At 34.9% G+C, this 17,819-nt stretch carries 17 protein-coding genes; 4 read left to right on the forward strand and 13 right to left on the reverse strand.

The window, feature by feature from the left end; all coding sequences use genetic code 11:
* Entirely contained in the window at positions 1–363 is a 363-nt protein-coding gene (locus IRZ99_RS14910; protein WP_194658028.1) for a DUF983 domain-containing protein, read from the reverse strand.
* A gap of 96 nt (positions 364–459) precedes the next feature.
* Here IRZ99_RS14910 and IRZ99_RS14915 point away from each other — a divergent pair, with 96 nt between their 5' ends.
* Positions 460–1,320 (forward strand): helix-turn-helix domain-containing protein, encoded by an 861-nt coding sequence (locus IRZ99_RS14915; protein ID WP_194658029.1) that lies wholly within the window; start codon positions 460–462, stop codon positions 1,318–1,320.
* A gap of 153 nt (positions 1,321–1,473) precedes the next feature.
* Here the strand turns inward: IRZ99_RS14915 and IRZ99_RS14920 are convergent, their stop codons facing one another.
* The 4 genes from IRZ99_RS14920 to IRZ99_RS14935 all read right to left on the reverse strand — a co-directional run bounded on the left by IRZ99_RS14920 (position 1,474) and on the right by IRZ99_RS14935 (position 5,223).
* Positions 1,474–2,007, reverse strand: a complete 534-nt coding sequence (locus IRZ99_RS14920) for a YceI family protein (protein ID WP_194658030.1) — start codon at positions 2,005–2,007, stop codon at positions 1,474–1,476.
* A 258-nt stretch (positions 2,008–2,265) separates the two neighbouring features.
* The gene (locus IRZ99_RS14925; RefSeq protein WP_194658031.1) at positions 2,266–2,982 is read right to left on the reverse strand and encodes a pirin family protein; all 717 of its coding nucleotides are present in this window, start codon (positions 2,980–2,982) and stop codon (positions 2,266–2,268) included.
* A 393-nt stretch (positions 2,983–3,375) separates the two neighbouring features.
* Positions 3,376–3,735, reverse strand: a complete 360-nt coding sequence (locus tag IRZ99_RS14930) for a hypothetical protein (RefSeq protein WP_194658032.1) — start codon at positions 3,733–3,735, stop codon at positions 3,376–3,378.
* 6 nt (positions 3,736–3,741) lie between these two features.
* Positions 3,742–5,223, reverse strand: coding sequence for a helix-turn-helix domain-containing protein (locus tag IRZ99_RS14935; protein WP_194658033.1), 1,482 nt, complete (start codon positions 5,221–5,223; stop codon positions 3,742–3,744).
* 207 nt (positions 5,224–5,430) lie between these two features.
* Here IRZ99_RS14935 and aceB point away from each other — a divergent pair, with 207 nt between their 5' ends.
* Both aceB and aceA read left to right on the forward strand, forming a co-directional pair.
* Positions 5,431–7,032, forward strand: coding sequence for a malate synthase A (aceB, locus tag IRZ99_RS14940; protein ID WP_194658034.1), 1,602 nt, complete (start codon positions 5,431–5,433; stop codon positions 7,030–7,032).
* Between the two features lie 212 nt (positions 7,033–7,244).
* Positions 7,245–8,525, forward strand: coding sequence for an isocitrate lyase (aceA, locus tag IRZ99_RS14945; RefSeq protein ID WP_072975370.1), 1,281 nt, complete (start codon positions 7,245–7,247; stop codon positions 8,523–8,525).
* Between the two features lie 139 nt (positions 8,526–8,664).
* Here aceA and IRZ99_RS14950 read toward each other — a convergent pair whose 3' ends face one another.
* From IRZ99_RS14950 to IRZ99_RS14985, 8 genes are all read right to left on the reverse strand, one after another.
* On the reverse strand, positions 8,665–9,240 hold the full coding sequence (locus tag IRZ99_RS14950) for a Crp/Fnr family transcriptional regulator (protein ID WP_072975369.1): 576 nt from the start codon (positions 9,238–9,240) through the stop codon (positions 8,665–8,667).
* A complete protein-coding gene (locus tag IRZ99_RS14955; protein ID WP_194658035.1) occupies positions 9,240–9,560 on the reverse strand; it encodes a DUF6370 family protein in 321 nt (106 codons plus the stop codon). Before IRZ99_RS14955 ends, IRZ99_RS14950 begins: the two co-directional genes overlap by 1 nt.
* A gap of 3 nt (positions 9,561–9,563) precedes the next feature.
* Positions 9,564–10,724: a formate-dependent phosphoribosylglycinamide formyltransferase gene (purT, locus tag IRZ99_RS14960; RefSeq protein ID WP_194658036.1), complete on the reverse strand. Its 1,161-nt coding sequence runs from the start codon at positions 10,722–10,724 to the stop codon at positions 9,564–9,566.
* A gap of 424 nt (positions 10,725–11,148) precedes the next feature.
* A complete protein-coding gene (locus tag IRZ99_RS14965) occupies positions 11,149–13,023 on the reverse strand; it encodes a U32 family peptidase (RefSeq protein ID WP_194658037.1) in 1,875 nt (624 codons plus the stop codon).
* A gap of 145 nt (positions 13,024–13,168) precedes the next feature.
* Positions 13,169–13,762 carry a hypothetical protein gene (locus tag IRZ99_RS14970; protein ID WP_194658038.1) on the reverse strand — a complete coding sequence of 198 codons (594 nt, stop codon included), beginning with the start codon at positions 13,760–13,762 and terminating at the stop codon, positions 13,169–13,171.
* 133 nt (positions 13,763–13,895) lie between these two features.
* A complete protein-coding gene (locus tag IRZ99_RS14975) occupies positions 13,896–14,354 on the reverse strand; it encodes a PA2169 family four-helix-bundle protein (RefSeq protein WP_194658039.1) in 459 nt (152 codons plus the stop codon).
* A gap of 358 nt (positions 14,355–14,712) precedes the next feature.
* The gene (locus IRZ99_RS14980) at positions 14,713–15,903 is read right to left on the reverse strand and encodes a pyridoxal phosphate-dependent aminotransferase (protein ID WP_026985617.1); all 1,191 of its coding nucleotides are present in this window, start codon (positions 15,901–15,903) and stop codon (positions 14,713–14,715) included.
* A 65-nt stretch (positions 15,904–15,968) separates the two neighbouring features.
* Positions 15,969–17,063, reverse strand: coding sequence for an acyl-CoA desaturase (locus tag IRZ99_RS14985; RefSeq protein WP_194658040.1), 1,095 nt, complete (start codon positions 17,061–17,063; stop codon positions 15,969–15,971).
* A gap of 107 nt (positions 17,064–17,170) precedes the next feature.
* Between IRZ99_RS14985 and rsmG the strand changes: the two genes are divergently transcribed.
* Complete coding sequence (rsmG, locus tag IRZ99_RS14990) at positions 17,171–17,800, forward strand: 16S rRNA (guanine(527)-N(7))-methyltransferase RsmG (protein ID WP_194658041.1); 630 nt, start codon at positions 17,171–17,173, stop codon at positions 17,798–17,800.
* The last annotated feature ends 19 nt before the right edge of the window (positions 17,801–17,819 follow it).

A 17,819-nucleotide genomic window follows, 5' to 3' on the forward strand; every position in this document is an offset into this window, starting at 1 on the left:
TTAGCTCGTATAATCCTTAAACATATAAATCCATGCTAATCTTGAAAATCGGAGATTGAAAGAAGTAAGTAAAGTAATAACAACAGCAATAATCGGAATGATTCGTAAATCGAATGTTTGATCAAAGAAAAATTGAGCAATGCAATACGTAGCAATACCTTGTGCAACGGTCAATCCGTAATTTACATACATTGCTCCAAAGAAATAGCCTGGTTCTTTCTGAAATTTGTAATTGCAATGACTGCAGTATTCATTCATTTTCGGTAAACCAAAAGTTAAAAAAATATTATTGTCTTTAAAAACTTTTCCTTTATGACAAACCGGACATTCGTTGCTTAAAATATGAGTTAATGTATTTGACATGACTTTGTTATTTTTTATTTATACAAAGGTAATTCAGAGAAGAATAAAAGTCTTTTTTATATCTTCGCTACTTATAGCACAATAAAGACATTTGTTATGAAAAAATATCCCATTTATAGTGTTCAAAATTTCAGTTGTAATGATGTGTATCGCGATTTTTATGTCAATACTTTCGCAGAACATCTAAAAAGCCACAGTTTTGTCGAAGAACCGCATCGGCATGATTCCTATTTAATGGTATTTTTTACAAATGGTTCAGGATTGCATGAAGTCGATTTTGATCAATTTGACATAAAAAAAGGAAGCTTATTCGTTCTGCAACCCGGACAAATGCACCATTGGAGTTTGTCTGAAGATATCGAGGGTTTTGTGATCATCTTTTCGCAGGAACTGTATAATTTATATTTCGGACAGAAAACGATTAATGATTATAACTTTTACCACTCTATTCACAATCGGCCTGAAATGGTTTTTGAAGAAAATGAAATTCCTAAAATTCAGCCTTATTTTGATTTGCTTATTCAGGAGAACAACCAGAATAATAAATTGCAATTGGATAAGATGTTGAATTTATTAGATTGTATTCACATTGAAATTTCAAGAAAATACAGTGAAACTTATTCGCATCAAGCGCATTCTTATAATATCAAAATCGACAAATTTGAATTGCTTTTAGAACAATATTTCAAACAAGAAAAATTACCTTCCTTTTATGCTGAAAAATTAAATATCACATTAAAACATTTAAACAGAATCTGCAATGAAATTCTGCAAAAAACAGCCACAGAAGTTATCATGGATCGCGTAATTCTGGAAATAAAACGTATGTTAATCGACAAACAATTAACGGTAAACGAAGTCGCATTTGCAGTCGGCTACGAAGATTACTCTTATTTTTCCAGATTCTTCAAAAAACAAACCGGAATGTCGCCAACAGAATTTCGAAATTTAAAATAAGGGCTTCGACTCCGCTCAGCCTGACAATCCTATTCTAAAGTTATCGCATGTCAGGCTGAGCGGAGTCGAAGCCCGTTCCTAAAAGAAAAAACCCTGCACTTCCTAAAAAGTACAGGGTTTTTAACCAACCAAATTAAAACCTATTGTATAAGATTAAGCTTGTTTTGCAAATTGTAATTCGATGTTCAAACGAACTTCTTCTCCTACTAAAACTCCACCAGTTTCAAGAGCTGAATTCCAGTTTAATCCCCAATCTTTACGATTGATTTTACCTTCAATATTTAAACCTACTTTAGTATTTCCCCAAGGATCAGTCATGGTTCCGCTAAATTCTACAGGAAATTTTACTGTTTTAGAAACACCTTTAATGTTTAAGTCTCCAGTTAGTTCGTATTCTCCATCATTGATTTTTTTGAATGAAGATCCTTTAAAAGATAATTTTGGATGATTTTCAGCATCAAAGAAATCTCCACTTCTTAAGTGACCATCTCTGTCTGCGTTTGCAGTGTCGATAGAAGCGATATCACCAGAAAATTGGATATCAGCATTTTCGAAGTTGTCTCCGTCTGTAGTAATTGTTGCGTCGTAAGTTCCAAATTTACCTGAAACATTTGTAAACATCATGTGTTTAACTTTAAAACCAATTTCTGAATGTGTTGGGTCAATTGACCATTTTGTAGTTGCCATAATTTTTATTTTTTAAATAATTAATTTCATTTTGATAGGACAAAGTTACGGTGGTAGTGAGCGTAACGCACTTAACCTAGATTAAGAAATGAAAAAGGTGTCTTTTTCTTTTTAGATTGATTATCTTAAAAATACAATTCTCATGTAGATTAAAATTATCCTTTAGGAAAAGTTTAGTAAAAAAAAGAAACGATAATAATCTGAAATTCAGATTAATTACCGTTTCTTAAAAAAAAAGTATTAGTTGTGTTGTGTGAATTAATAGTTCATCGGAATGTCCATCAATAAGAATTCTGCATCCGTATTTGCTTTTATAGTTAAAAGATCAGTTCCTGAAATTCCAACAGCATCACGAGTGTTTAATTCCTGACCATTGATCGTTACGTTTCCTTTTAAAATGAAAGCGTAAACTCCGTTTCCTTCTTTTTTAATTTTATATTCGGTCGCAATTCCGGCATCAAAACTACCCATATTAAACCAGGCATCCTGATGAATCCAAACACCTTCGTCATCTGCATTTGGAGACAAAATTTGTGCTAATTTATTGTGTCTGTCAGCAACATCTAATGTAATTTGCTGGTAACGAGGAGCGACATTTCTTTTGTTAGGAAACAACCAGATTTGAAGCAATTTTGTTTGCTGATCTGCATTCGGGTTAAACTCACTGTGTTGCACTCCAGTTCCGGCACTCATAACCTGAATATCACCATTCTTGATGATCTCCGTATTTCCCATACTGTCTTTATGTGCTAAATCGCCTTCTAACGGAATGGTTATGATTTCCATATTATCATGCGGATGCGTTCCAAAACCCATTCCGCCTGCAATCGTGTCGTCATTTAAAACACGAAGCGCTCCAAACTGAATTCTATCCGGATTATACCAGCTCGCAAAACTAAAACTGTGATAAGCGTTAAGCCATCCGTGATTTGCATTTCCTCTTGTTTCTGCTTTGTGCAATACTATATTTTCCATGATCTGTATGTTTTGTTATTTTATAGTACAAATTTACGATCAACATGGAAGAAAAGCACTTAATGTAGATTAAGAAAAGATGCTGAGGTTCTGAGGCACTAAGATTCTAAGTTTTTTTTGAAGCAGAAATTTTGGTTTTCAAAAGACGTCTAGTCCCGCTATCCCTTCCAATCTTTTATGCTGAACCCCAGCATAAAAGGATTTCCAGTTCTATCGGGGCTAAATGAGAAATTTTGTTTTCAGAATTCGACAATCTTTGGCGAGCTGCTTGTGTGATCTCTCCTTCGTCGAGATGACAAGATTGTGTTTAGAGAATTATATTCAAAGTCAAATAAAATTTTGCGACTTCGCTCCCGATACTTATCGGTATTGCGAGATTAAAAGAAACTCGTATTATTTAATCCTAATTAATTTTCCTTTTCCAACTACTTCATCAAGATAATTCGTGGCCGAACTTTGCTTATCATGCATGGAAAATGGAATAGTATCTTTTTTAATTTGATCTTTTGAAATACTTATAATTAAATCGGTATTCATAAAATTTTCCAATAGAATTAAATTCCCATAAGATATTTTTCCTTTTGGCATATACTTGCTATCAAACACAAAAACACTATCCTTAAAAGTAATTTTATCTTTTTGGATATATGAATTGTCTTCTTCTATTAAATAATTATAACGGCCATTAAGTTTATCCGTTTCCTGATTTAAGTTAATAGAAAGGAGCGTTATTATTAAAATAAGATATCTCATGATTTTCTAACTATATTGGTTAATAAACTGCTGAACAACCGCATCCGTATTATCATGGCGTTTTTTCTGTTCTAAAGCAATCGGCGGAGCAGCTCTTTCTAAACAATTTTTCACGTCACATGTTTCACACGTTACGCCTACAATTCTTTTTACAAGCGGTTTTCCTTCGATGAATTTGAATTTCTTTTTCATGGTCGGATTGATTAAAATTCCAACTGAAATACTTCGAATAGTATCCTGCATAAAAGGATCTTTTGTAGCCGATGAAAAAACCAAATACTCATTTCCGCTATGAACGTAACTCGAAATTTGAGCGTCAAAAAAATGAGGCTTATTTTGTCTGATGGCTTCGTCTATGGTTTTTACCGAAACCCATCTTCTGCAATAATGCTCGTTGGTTTCGTTGGCGTGTGGTTCTTGCTGGTTCGTAATATGTAATTCTTTTTTAATCTGATAAACATCAGAACCAATTCTGTGCGACATTCTTAAGAAGAATAAGTTCTTCAGATGAAAATCCTTCGGTAATAAATTGGTTAATCTTTGGTAAAATGATTCCGGAGAAACTTCGAAACTTTCGATCAAAGCCACAAATTCTTCCGGATTTGGTTTTTCGTTAATTAAGAAGTTATTGATTTTATCGACTACCAATTGTCTTGGTAACAATAAAGCTCCCGCAAAATAAGAAGCATAAAAATTATGCAAAACCTGATCGAAATTGTCAAATTTGATCCAGCTAAAAGTCAGCAAGCGATCAGATATTTTAAGATAATTATAAGCAATTTCTTTGGCTAAAATAAAAGCTCTTTGCGGATCATCAATTTCTGTTGAAAGTAGTAAAGTTTTGCTTTTCGGAACATAAATCGAACGCAAATCGCCCAAAGCTTCCTGATCTGTAAAAGCAATTTCTGTTATAGTATAATCGTATTCTTCTTTTAGAATCGCTTCTAATTCTTCAATTGTAATTTTTGAATCTAAATTGATCTGAAAGGATTTCGAAAAGGCAATTACCTTCTCTTCTAAATCTTCAAAATAATTACTATGTGCTTCCTGATAAGAACGCAATGCTGCTAAAAAGAAACTTTCGCGACTTAAATTATAATGTTGGGCAATTTCAATAATGGTACTGATAAAGGCATTGACTTTGGCTGGAGCATTGGCAATAATATCGATTAAGTCAGCTTCTTGAATGCCAAAAAGCTCAAGTGGAATCTCTTTTAAAATTCCGGATTTTAAGATTTCGCCAATCGGAGCGAGGTTGTTATCGAGTTTTAATGATACCATTTGGTCGTAAGACACGTCCAAATGTTCACACAAAAGCAAAATTTTATCAGTTTTTGGATATTTTTTTCCCTTTTCAATTTCGTTTAAGTACGATTTTGAAAGATTTGTCAATTTGGCTAAGCCAAAAAGGGAGAGATTTTTTTGAGTTCGAACCTGCTTCAGTTTTAGCCCAAATATCAGCTTTATATAGTCTTTTTCGATATCCATAAATCAAATATAGCCATTTTAAAAATAATCGCCAAAAAATTATTTTTAATATTTAGCGAACGTTCGCTTGTTTTGTAAAAAACTTTTTTCTAATATTGTGGTGTAGAAATTATTAGATATCAAAACGTTAGGATTGAAATTCCTGAAAATGGATGGGAGTTGATTTAACGAAAAGATTTATTCTAATAGAAAATAAAAACCACAGCTATGAAAAACCAATTAGAGATTACCGAGACGGCAATGGAATTTTTAGCCGAAAAGAACTTTTCTTATCCAAGTATTTGGACAGAAGAAGCAATTGTTTTTATAACCGAATTGCATCGAAAATTCGAAGCGCAACGTAAATTGTTGTTGTTACAGCGTGACCAAAAACAAGTCGCTTTGAATCTGGGTATTATGCCTTCTTTTCCTTCAGATACCAAAACCGTCAGAGAAAGTAATTGGACTGCAGGAGAAATTCCGAAAGATTTATTGGATCGAAGAGTAGAGATTACCGGACCAGTTGATCGTAAGATGATTATCAACGCATTGAATTCGGGAGCCAAAACTTTCATGGCCGATTTTGAAGACAGTACTTCTCCAACCTGGCAAAATTTGATGGAAGGGCAAATGAACCTAATTGATGCTGTAAACAAAACGATTTCTTACACCGATTCGGTTAAAAACAAAAGTTATCAGTTAAATGAAAAAATAGCAACGCTGATTGTTCGCCCAAGAGGATTGCATTTGCCTGAAAAACATCTTTTAATTGATGGAAAGGAAGTTTCAGGTTCTTTGGTAGATTTTGGATTGTATGTTTTTCACAATCATAAAAAACTTTTAGAAAACAATTCAGGACCGTATTTCTATATTCCAAAATTGGAACATTATCTGGAAGCGCGCTGGTGGAATACCGTACTTGATTTTACGGAGAATTATCTAAAATTGAAAAGAGGCACTATAAAAGTGACGGTTTTAATTGAAACGATAACGGCAAGTTTTCAGTTGGATGAAATTATCTACGAATTGAAAGAGCATATCGTTGGCTTGAATTGTGGGCGTTGGGATTATATTTTCTCTTACATCAAGAAATTCGGTAAGAATCCAAAGTTCATCGTTCCGGATCGTGATCAGGTAAATATGACGTCGCCTTTTATGAATGCCTACTCAAATTTGGTAATTCAGAGATGTCATAAAAGAGGGATTCACGCGATTGGCGGAATGGCCGCGCAAATTCCGATTAAAAATAATGAAGAAGCCAATGCACTAGCTTTCGCAAAAGTAAAAACCGATAAAGAACGAGAAGTTCGCAACGGTCATGACGGAACCTGGGTGGCGCATCCGGATTTGGTAGCTCTTGCAAAAAAAGTATTTGATGAAGGAATGCCAACTCCAAATCAAATTCATATTAAAAGAGAACATCGCAAAATAACAGAAGAAGATTTGCTTGAACCGCCAATCGGAATCATAACAGAAAATGGTGTTCGAAAAAATATCAACGTAGGCGTTTTGTATTTGGCATCATGGCTGAACGGGCAAGGTGCTGCAGCATTACATAATTTGATGGAAGATGCTGCAACGGCCGAAATTTCGAGATCACAATTGTGGCAGTGGCTTCAGAATAAAGTGACTCTGGATAATGACCGAAAATTAGATTTGGCTTATTATCACGAATTGGCTTTAGACGAATATCAAAAGATCAAAGTGGAATTAGGAGAAGAAAATTACGAAAAACGTCAATTTCCTTTAGCTGAAAAAGTACTGGAAAGATTAGTAGTAAATACTGAATTTGTTGACTTTTTGACTATTCCGTGCTACAAATATTTATAAACAAACTTTGTGTTTATTTTTTTAACAGATAGAAAACATAGGTTTATAATTAAAAAAAAGATGTTTTAAAAAATCTAGATTTCACACATAGCTATGCGTTTTTAGACAATTGAAACGCCTTTAACCACAAAGAAAAACTATGTCTCTATGTGTTTAAAATTTAAACTCAAACAAAAGAAAACGCTTTACTAACCAACTTAACTATATTATTTATGAAAACAACAGAAGACAGAATTCAGGAATTGATTAACGATTGGATTACGAACCCAAGATGGAAAGGTGTTGAACGTCCTTACACGGCTACAGAAGTAGTTACTCTTCAGGGTTCTTATCAAATTGAGCATTCTATTGCAAAAATGGGAGCGCAAAAATTATGGAAAAAGTTAAAAAGTCAGGATTATGTTGCTGGTTTGGGCGCATTGACAGGAAATCAGGCGATTCAGGAAGTCGATGCTGGTTTAGAAGCGATTTATTTAAGTGGCTGGCAAGTTGCGGCCGACGCAAATTTGGCGGGAGAAATGTACCCGGACCAATCGCTTTATCCGGTAAATAGTGTGCCAATGGTGGTAAAAAAGATTAATAGTGCTTTATTGAGAGCTGATCAGATTCAGGTAGTAAATGAAGTGGAAGATAAAAAAGATTATTTGGTTCCGATTGTGGCTGATGCCGAAGCTGGTTTTGGGGGAAATCTAAATGCTTTTGAACTAATGAAATCTATGATTGAAGCTGGAGCTTCCGGAGTTCACTTTGAAGATCAATTGAGTTCTGCTAAAAAATGCGGGCATCTGGGCGGAAAAGTTTTGGTACCAACTCAAGAAGCGATTAATAAACTAATTGCAGCTCGTTTGGCTGCAGATGTTATGGGAGTTTCGACTTTGATTGTGGCAAGAACAGATGCGGATGCTGCTAATTTATTAACCAGCGATGCCGACCCGAGAGATCATAAATTTATTACGGGAGAAAAAACGAACGAAGGTTTTTTCTATGTAAACAGCGGTATCGATCAGGGAATTGCAAGAGGTTTGAGTTATGCGCCTTATGCCGATTTAATTTGGATGGAAACCAGTAATCCGGATTTGGTTTATGCTAAAAAATTCGCTGATGCCATGCGAAAAGAATTCCCGGATAAAATGTTGGCTTATAATTGTTCTCCGTCTTTCAATTGGGCAGCAAAATTATCAGTTGCTGAAATGGAAACGTTCAGGGAAGATTTGGCTGCAATGGGGTATAAGTTCCAGTTCATCACTTTGGCAGGATTCCATGCTTTGAATACCAGTATGTTTGAATTGTCTAAAGCGTACAAAGAACGTGGTATGGCAGGTTATTCTGAATTGCAGGAAAGAGAATTTGCGTTACAGAAAAACGGATTCAGAGCGGTAAAACACCAGGCTTTTGTTGGAACTTCTTATTTTGATGCAGTTCAAAATACGGTAACAATAGGAAGGTCTTCAACTACAGCGATGAAACATTCTACGGAGGTTGAGCAATTTTAATTCAAAATAAAAACCAGTTCATTGAACTGGTTTTTTTGTTTTTTTACCATTAAGATATTAAGAGAATTAAGGGCAAAGCTTAATCTTCTTAATTAGCGCTACAGCTTAATTCTCTTAATATCTTAATGGTTTAAAAACTTTATTTCTTCAAAAGTCTTGCTTTCATTTTGCTGAAAAATTCTGGTGTAACACCAATGAAAGAAGCGATTTGTTTTTGAGGAACTTTATGAACTAGTGTTCCGTATTTGGTCGTAAATTTTTCAAAGCGTTCTTCGGCAGTTAGACTCAAATTATCCATTAATCTTTGCTGATTGGCAACTAATGAATTCTCAATTAAAATTCTGAAGAAACGCTCTAATTTTGGAATATCATGATACAATTGTTCCTGATTTTCTTTTGAAAGTGAAACCACTTCAGCATCTTCTAAAACTTCAATAAAAAGCTGTCCCGGTTTTTGCGAAAAGAAACTGTACATATCGCTCATCCACCAGCCTTGGCAGGCAAAGGATAAAACATGCTCGACAATATTATCGTTGATATTGAAGCTTCTTAAAATTCCGGAATTTACAAAATAAGAATGTTTGCAAACTTCTCCCGCATTTAATAAAATGGTTTTGGTTTTGTAAGTGTTGGTTTCTAATTTAGATAAAAAATGAGCCTGTTCTTCAGGTGTTAACGAAACGTGTTTGGCAATATTTTCAAGAATTAACTCCATTATTTTTTGTCGTCTATTAAGGTGAATGAAGTTGCTTTAAATCTATTGTCCACAATTTCTCCTGTAACAGATGCTTTTCTGATCGCATTGCAAAAACCTTTATCAGAGTGAGCATCTCCATGATCATGAATTGTCGTTCCATCAACAAAATAACTTTTTCCATCAATTCGAACGGCCAGATCACAACTGTTACCCTTCATTCCGAATTGGCATTCTCCGCATGAAGCTTCTACAATTGTTGGTTTGTCAATTACTTTTTTAGTTTGGGCTTGTGCAGCAATTCCCATAAAGAGGAAAAACATGAATATAAGTTTTTTCATTTTTTAAGAGTTTACAGTTATTAATTTAGAAGTGGTTTTGGCACGTTCTACTATTTCTTCGATTGGTGTTGCTAATGAATCATGACTTAAAACAATTCCCATTCGTCGATACGGTCTTGAAGTAGGTTTTCCGAATATTCTGAAATCAGTTTTTGGCAAGGCTGCTACTTTTTCAATTCCGGTAAAAGTAGGATTTGTTGAATCTTCAGAAGCTAAAATTACGGCACTTGCTCCGGCTTTTTCTAAAGTAATTTCGAAAATAGGAAGACTTAAAATCGCACGTAAATGCAATTCGAATTCGTTGAAGTTTTGTGTTCCGGCCAACGTTACCATTCCGGTATCGTGTGGGCGAGGAGAAAGTTCAGAGAAATAAACGCCTTCATTGGTTAAGAAAAATTCAACACCAAAAAGTCCTGCGCCACCAAGAGCTTCCGTGATTTTTTCAGCCATATCCTGAGCTTCGTATAAATCTTTTTCTGAAACTAAAGCTGGTTGCCAACTTTCCTGATAGTCGCCTCGTTCTTGTCTGTGACCAATTGGAGCGCAAAATAAGGTTGGATTATTATTCTGCGTAATAGTTAAAAGTGTGATTTCTGAATTGAAATCGACAAATGCTTCTACGATCACTTCGATTACATCACCACGCGAACCTGCAACAGCATATTGCCATGCTTTTTCGATATCGCTTTCGGTTTTAATAGTCGATTGTCCTTTTCCGGAAGAAGACATTAAAGGTTTTACTACACATGGAATCCCGACTTCCTGAACTGCTTTTTGCAGTTCTTCTGCTGATGTGGCATATTGATATTTAGCTGTTTTTAAACCTAATTCTTTTGAAGCTAAATCACGAATGGCTTTACGATTCATAGTGAAGTTGGCTGCTTTCGCAGAAGGAACAACGGTAATTCCTTGTTTTTCGTAATCGTAAAATCGTTCTGTACGTATGGCTTCTATTTCGGGAACTATAAAGTCAGGTTTGTGTTTGGCTACGATTCGGTCCAGTGCTTCGCCATCAAGCATGTTTATTACCTCAAATCCGTGAGCAACCTGCATTGCCGGAGCATTTTCGTAACTATCAACAGCAATTATAGTTTGTCCGATTCGTTGGGCGGCAATGGCAAATTCTTTGCCTAATTCGCCTGAACCAAGGAGTAGTATTTTCATAGGGGGAAGTTTGAAATTTTGGAATAGTAAAAGTAGGGAAAAATGTTTTTAACCGCAAAGTACGCTAAGAGTTTACGCGAAGAACGCAAAGTTGTTGTTGTAGATTTAAAAAAGGGCGCAAATGTTTTCACGCAGATTTTACAGATTCGGCAGATTTAATTTAAATGGAAATTTAATTTTTAAAAATAAAGTAACCTTTAAGTTTGTCAATTTCGACGAAGGAGAAATCCCCGCGAGAAGCTCGACAAAGATTGACTTATTGGACCGGAGTTACTTGCGGGGATTTGCTTCGCCAGTCGCTATCGCTCGAGTCTCCTTCGTCGAAATGACAAGATTGGGGAAATAGCAAAAAAAAGGTTCGCAAAGATTATTAAAATCTTTGCGAACCTTGCGTAATCCCTTTGCGAACTTTTGCGGTTAAATTCTAATGAAAATGATCTTCTTCGATTTCGAATTCGGCATCTTTTTCCCAAATTTCCATTTCACAAGGCTTACAGTTGAATTTTAGTTTGTATTCTAATTCACCTTGTTTTAATACCAGTGGTTCTTTTACCTTCACTCCAACAATGTCTTTTTGGTGTATCGGGCATTTTTTTAATTCGTATTTGATGCAATATTTGGTCGTCATTACACGCGATTTTCCCGGATCCCACTGTAATTCGAATGCTTTTTCGATTTCGGTAACACCGTGGCGTTCGTAGAATTTACGAGCGGTTTTATTCGAAACATTGTACATGAAATCTAATTTGGTTTCAGGATACGGATGTGACGTTTTTACTATTTGGTGTTCTTCGCGTTTGTAGTTTTTCAAACGAATTTTGGTCAATTGATCGTAAACCGTTCTTCTCATTTCGTTGATTTTTGAAATAGGAAGGAACCAGTTTTGAGAGAACATAATATCGATTTCATTAGCAGTATAAGGTGTAAAACCTGTTTTTGCCAATTGTGTTTTGATGTTTTCTTCTATTGATTCGCCAGTTTTAGTCTGCTCTTTTGCGTGTTCTAAATTTACGATGCTTACATTTCCGTCTTCATCGGTAGCGATTAATTCGAAACCAGTTTCTGTTTCTGTAAGTAATAAAGTTGTACTTAATTTACGAACGGCACTATCTTCTCTTTCTACAATTTTAATGAAAGCTGCATCGTTATTTCTATAGATAAAAGTTCCGTCTTTTATTTCTTTTAGAACGTTCGGATATATTTTACCGTTTTCTGCTTTGTTAACATAAATTCCGTCAGCTTCGTTGTTTTCGTTGATGAAACAAAGTCCGTCACCGTTGTTTAAGAATTCGCCGTTTTCGATTTCGTAAGCGTTTCCAACAGTTCTGATTAATTTACCAATATATTGACCTTTTGATTTTGGACTTTCCCAAGAACCAATAGAGCTGTGTCTTTCGTTTACAAAATAATCGGTATAACCGCGGTTGAAAGTTCTGTTTAAAGAAGAATCAAAAGTATAGGTACATGTTCCTGATGAAGCTTTCATGTATTTATCTCCTCCTTCGCCTTCTAAATAGCTGTCTAATTTTTGACGTAAATACGAAACGTTATTTTTTACATAAACTACATCTTTCAATCTTCCTTCGATTTTAAAAGAAACAATTCCAGCTTCAATTAAATTTGGAATCTGCTCTGAAATATCTAAATCTTTAATAGAAAGTAAGTGACTGTTTTTGATTAAAGTTTCTCCATTTCCATCGATTAAGTTATAAGGTAAACGACAGTTTTGTGCACAAGAACCTCGGTTGGCACTGCGTTCTCCGTTGGCCACACTCATATAACAGTTTCCGCTAAAAGAAACACATAAAGCTCCGGTTACGAAAAATTCTAACTCAACATCAGCCTCGTCGTATATTGTTTTAATTTGATGCAGGTTCAATTCGCGGGCTAAAACCACACGTTTGATTCCGGCATCTTTAAGGAATTTAATTTTATCTGCATCACGATTATTGGCTTGTGTACTGGCGTGAAGTACGATAGGAGGTAAGTCCATTTCCATAATCGCCATATCCTGAATGATCAGGGCATCGACACCAATATCGTACAATTCCCAAATCATTGAGCGACACGTTTCTAATTCGTTATCGTACAAAATGGTATTCATAACGACAAAAACCTGAGCGTTAAATAAATGCGCGTATTGCACTAAAGCGGCAACATCTTCAATAGAGTTGTTGGCATTTGAACGGGCACCAAATTGTGGCGCACCAATATAAACGGCATCGGCGCCACTGTTTATGGCAGCCATTCCCCCAATTAAATCTTTTGCTGGAGCTAATATTTCAATCTTCTTCTTCATTTCTAGTACTTTAGGCTTTTGTGGTATTCACGCAAAAAAGTCTGCAAAGTTCTTATAAATATTTCGAGTTTGCTAATGCTGAAGCGATTTTTTTGAAATTGTTAACCTAATATGGAATATGCTGGTTAAGGTTTGTATGTACTAATTAATCTAAAGGAAAAGTATATCCTACAGCAAATACTCCATTTGATTGTTTAGCTGCGGGATGGAAGTAGCCGGAAATGCCGAATTCGAAACTATGTTTTCGGCCAATAGCTAATCCTAAACTAAATGGAATATGCAGTAATACATCACTTTTGTCGAAATTAACATTAGGTGTCAGAGTTTGGAACTTACCTATTGAGGTACCAATACCTCCTTCAATAAATGGTGCTACCCAAGGAATTGGGGCAAAAAAGCGAACTTTTCCTCCAAGTATAACAGCATTGGTTGTTACTTTGTATTGGGGTTGATTTTGTAAGTCAGGATTTTCATCAACTGATGTGAAAATTCCGCCAATATAAGGTCTTACACTAAACCATGAAGTTACTCCAAAAATATATTCTCCTTGCAAATAGAGGCCGTCTCCCATGACATCTAATTCATCTTGAGCTCCGTAGTTTTCAATATAATAAGAGCCACTGCTCGCTAAGCCTATTGAGGCTTTTATAGCATTGCCTTCAGTTTGAGCTTTTGATAAATTTGAAAAAAATAAAGTAAAGATTATAATAAAAAAGAAATTGCGTAAACTTAGATTCATAAAATAATTTTGGTTAAGATGTAAAATTTTGGTTGCGGCGAATGTAAGATTTATTTTTAAATTTTATTATAAAAAAAAACTACCCAGTTTTACAACCAAGTAGTTTTCATCTCAAAAAAAATAGCATCAATTATTATGACGATCTTTTCGTTTTAATTTTATCCAATGTACTTTGGATAATGTTTAATTGTTTTGAAACAATGGCGATTTGACTTCCGTCCAATTCGTTTTTTTCAAGTGCCATTTTGTATTTTTCAATGGCAGCTTCTTCTCCAGTAATACAAGCATTAATGATTGCTTCTGTATCGCCGCCAGTAAACGATGATTTGATATCGATCCAGGTACGGTGTAAAGCTCCTAACGGACCTCCGCCGGAAGTATCTGTTGATTTTCCTAGTTTGTTGATTTGATCTTGTAATTCAACTATGAATAAAGCTCTTTCTCGGGCATACTCTAAAAAGTCAGCCTTAATGATAAGGTCATCTGCGTGTTCAGCTGCATTGGTATATCCTAGTTTTCCGTCTTCCAAAATAGAAATTAATCCTTCTAAAGTATTAACTGCTTCTGTTGTGGTTTCATCTGTATGTATCATAACTTTTAATTTTAAATTAATGTATAATACAAAGTTGGGATTTTAATAAGCCTTATACCTTATAGAATTATAGTGTCATTTTATAAGATTGTGGAATGGGAATTTTGAAAGAGAAAACTTATTTTGCGTCGATCTTGAGGCTTTATTTTAAAATTGAATCTTCTCGTTAACCGTTTTGCGTGAGGGATAGAAGTGAAAAGCCCACAGCCGTGAGGAACGAACAGGCGAGGACTTGTAACGGATAGCCCGATTCGCCGCGGCGAAACACGCCCAAAATAATCACATAAAAAAAACAGCTTAAAGTATAAAGTGATGAAACTTTGAACCTTAAGCCGTTTTAATAAAACTCTTTATATTTCTATACAGTCAAAGCTTCTTTGATTCTGCGTAATGCTTCTTTTAAAATATCGTCGCTTGTAGCGTAAGAAAAACGAATACAATTTGGGTTTCCGAAAGCGTCACCTGTTACAGTTGCTACATTAGCTTCAGCTAAAAGATACATTGAAACGTCGTTTGCATCTTTAATTTCAGTTCCTCTTAATGTTTTTCCGAAGAAAGAAGAAACGTCTGGGAATACATAAAAAGCTCCTTCAGGAACGTTGATTTTTACTCCTGGAATTTCTTTTAATAATCCAACTACTAAATCTCTACGAGTGTGGAAAGCCTGAACCATGTGGTTTAATACGCTTGGATCAGCATCTACAGCAGTAATTGTAGCGCGTTGTGCTACAGAATTTGCTCCTGAAGTTACTTGTCCCTGAATTTTTGTACATGCTTTTGCAATGAATTCCGGTGCTCCAATGTAACCAATTCTGTATCCTGTCATGGCGAATGCTTTTGCAACTCCGTTTACAGTGATTGTTTTTTCTAACATTCCAGGAATTGAACCGATACTGCAGAAAGTCCCTGAGAAATTGATATGCTCATAAATTTCGTCAGCAACTACATAGATATTTGGGTGTTTTTCCAACACTTTTGCAAGTGCTGTTAACTCTTCTCTGCTGTAAACAGAACCTGAAGGGTTACAAGGTGAACTGAACCACATCATTTTTGTTTTTGGTGTGATAGCAGCTTCTAATTGTTCTGGAGTGATTTTGAAATCAGTTTCTACAGAAGTTGGAACTTCAACCGGAACTCCCCCTGAAAGTTTTACAATTTCGAAATAAGATACCCAGTACGGTGCTGGTAAAATAACCTCATCACCATCGTTTAACATTACTTGTGCAATGTTGTATAAAGATTGTTTTGCTCCTGTAGAAACTACGATTTGAGTTGGTTTGTACTCTAATCCGTTGTCTCTTTTAAATTTTCTTGAGATAGCTTCTCTCAACTCTAAATAACCTTCTACTGGAGAATATGTGCTATAATTTTCGTCAACTGCTTTCTTAACAGCTTCTTTAATAAAGTCTGGTGTATTGAAGTCAGGCTCACCTAAACTTAAACTGATAATGTCTTTTCCTTGTGCTTTTAATTCGCGTGCTAAAGCGGCCATAGCCAAAGTTTGTGAGGTCGCTAAGTTGTTGATTCTGTCCGAAAGAATATGATTCATTATAAAAATTTTGAATGTCCTTAATTTCAACTTTAATTAAGGAAGGTTAATTATTAATAGATTTTTTATGCTAGTTCAGGTTTCATTCCAAGATCACGCAAATGCTTAAAGTGAGCAATTACGGCATCTGTCATGGTTCTGTATTCGTAATAAGGTAAGTTGCATTCTTTTGCAGTTTCTTTTACAATTTTTGCGATTTTACCATAATGAATATGACTGATATTTGGAAAAATATGGTGTTCGATTTGGTGGTTCAATCCGCCAGTATACCAGTTTACGATTGCATTTTTGGGTGCAAAATTAGTAGTAGTAAACAATTGGTGAATTGCCCAGGTATTGTCCATTTCCCCTAATTCGTTTGGAGATGGATTTGTAGTTTCTTCTACAACGTGTGCTAATTGAAAAACAACACTTAAAATTAATCCTGCAGTATAATGCATTAGGAAGAATCCAATTAAAACTTTCCACCATGTAATTCCGATAACCATTGGAAGAACAATCCAGATAGAAACATAAATTACTTTAGTGATAATTAAAGTTGTCCAAAGAATTTTTGGACTTTTTGGTTCTCCGTAAGATAATTTTCTTTTTAGGTAACTTCTCATTTGCTTAAAATCGGTTGTAATAGCCCAATTGAAAGTCAATAATCCATATAAGAAAACAGAATAGTAATGTTGAAAACGGTGAAAACTATGCCATTTTGCATCTTTTGTAAAACGGATAATTCTTCCTGCATCTAAATCTTCGTCGTGTCCGGGAATATTAGTATAAGTATGGTGTAATACATTGTGTTGTACCTGCCAGTTGTAAACGTTTCCTGCGAGAACATAAATCGTTCCGCCCATAAATTTGTTGATCCAGTTTTTAGTTGAAAATGAACCGTGATTTCCGTCATGCATTACGTTCATTCCAACTCCGGCCATTCCAATTCCGATAACGATTGACAAAAGTAACATTACCCAAAACGGCATGTCAAGCGTAAGGATTAAAAAATAAGGTGTTAAAAAAACAGCGAATAGAATAACCGCTTTTAAGTGTAATTTCCAATTTCCAGTTTTCTGAATATTATTCTCTTTGAAGTAATTGTTTACCCGAGAGTTAAGTGTTCTGAAAAATTTCAGATTGTCTTGCCTTGCAAATGTAGGTGCGGTGTTATTCATAACTATTTTAAATAGGTTTCAAAGGTAATTATTATAAATTCTCAATTTGCAAAATTGAGTTAAATATTTCAATCGTAAAGTAGTACTTTTGTTAAAAATTTAGAGCAATGGATGAGATATTGAAATATTTTCCGGATTTGACCGATCTTCAAATCGAACAATTTCAAAAATTAGACTTTTTATACCACGATTGGAATGAAAAAATCAATGTAATTTCTAGAAAAGACATTGATGCATTATATACAAAACACATTTTGCATTCGCTTGGAATTGCAAAAATCATGAAGTTTGAACCAGGAGCAACTGTTTTGGATGTTGGAACAGGCGGAGGATTTCCTGGAATTCCGTTAGCTATTCTTTTTCCGGAAACACGTTTTTATCTAATTGATGTTATTGCAAAAAAAATAAAAGTGGTTCAGGGTGTTGTTGATGCCTTAGAATTAAAAAATGTAAAAGCAGAACAAAAACGTGCTGAATTGGTAAAAGGTGATTTCGATTTTATCGTAAGCCGCGCCGTGACCAATATGCCTGATTTTGTTTCGTGGATAAAAGATAAAATCAAAAAACAGCATAAGCACACCTTGAAAAATGGAATTCTTTACCTTAAAGGTGGCGATTTAACAGAAGAATTAGCAGCTTTCCCTAAAGCTACGTTATATGATTTGGCTGATATTTTTGAAGATGAGTTTTTTGAAACTAAAAAAGTGGTGCATTTGCCTTTGAAATTTCAACCATAGAAAAAGTTTTTTTGTTTCA

This window comes from Flavobacterium sp. LC2016-12 (assembly GCF_015351595.1).
Lineage (GTDB): Bacteria > Bacteroidota > Bacteroidia > Flavobacteriales > Flavobacteriaceae > Flavobacterium.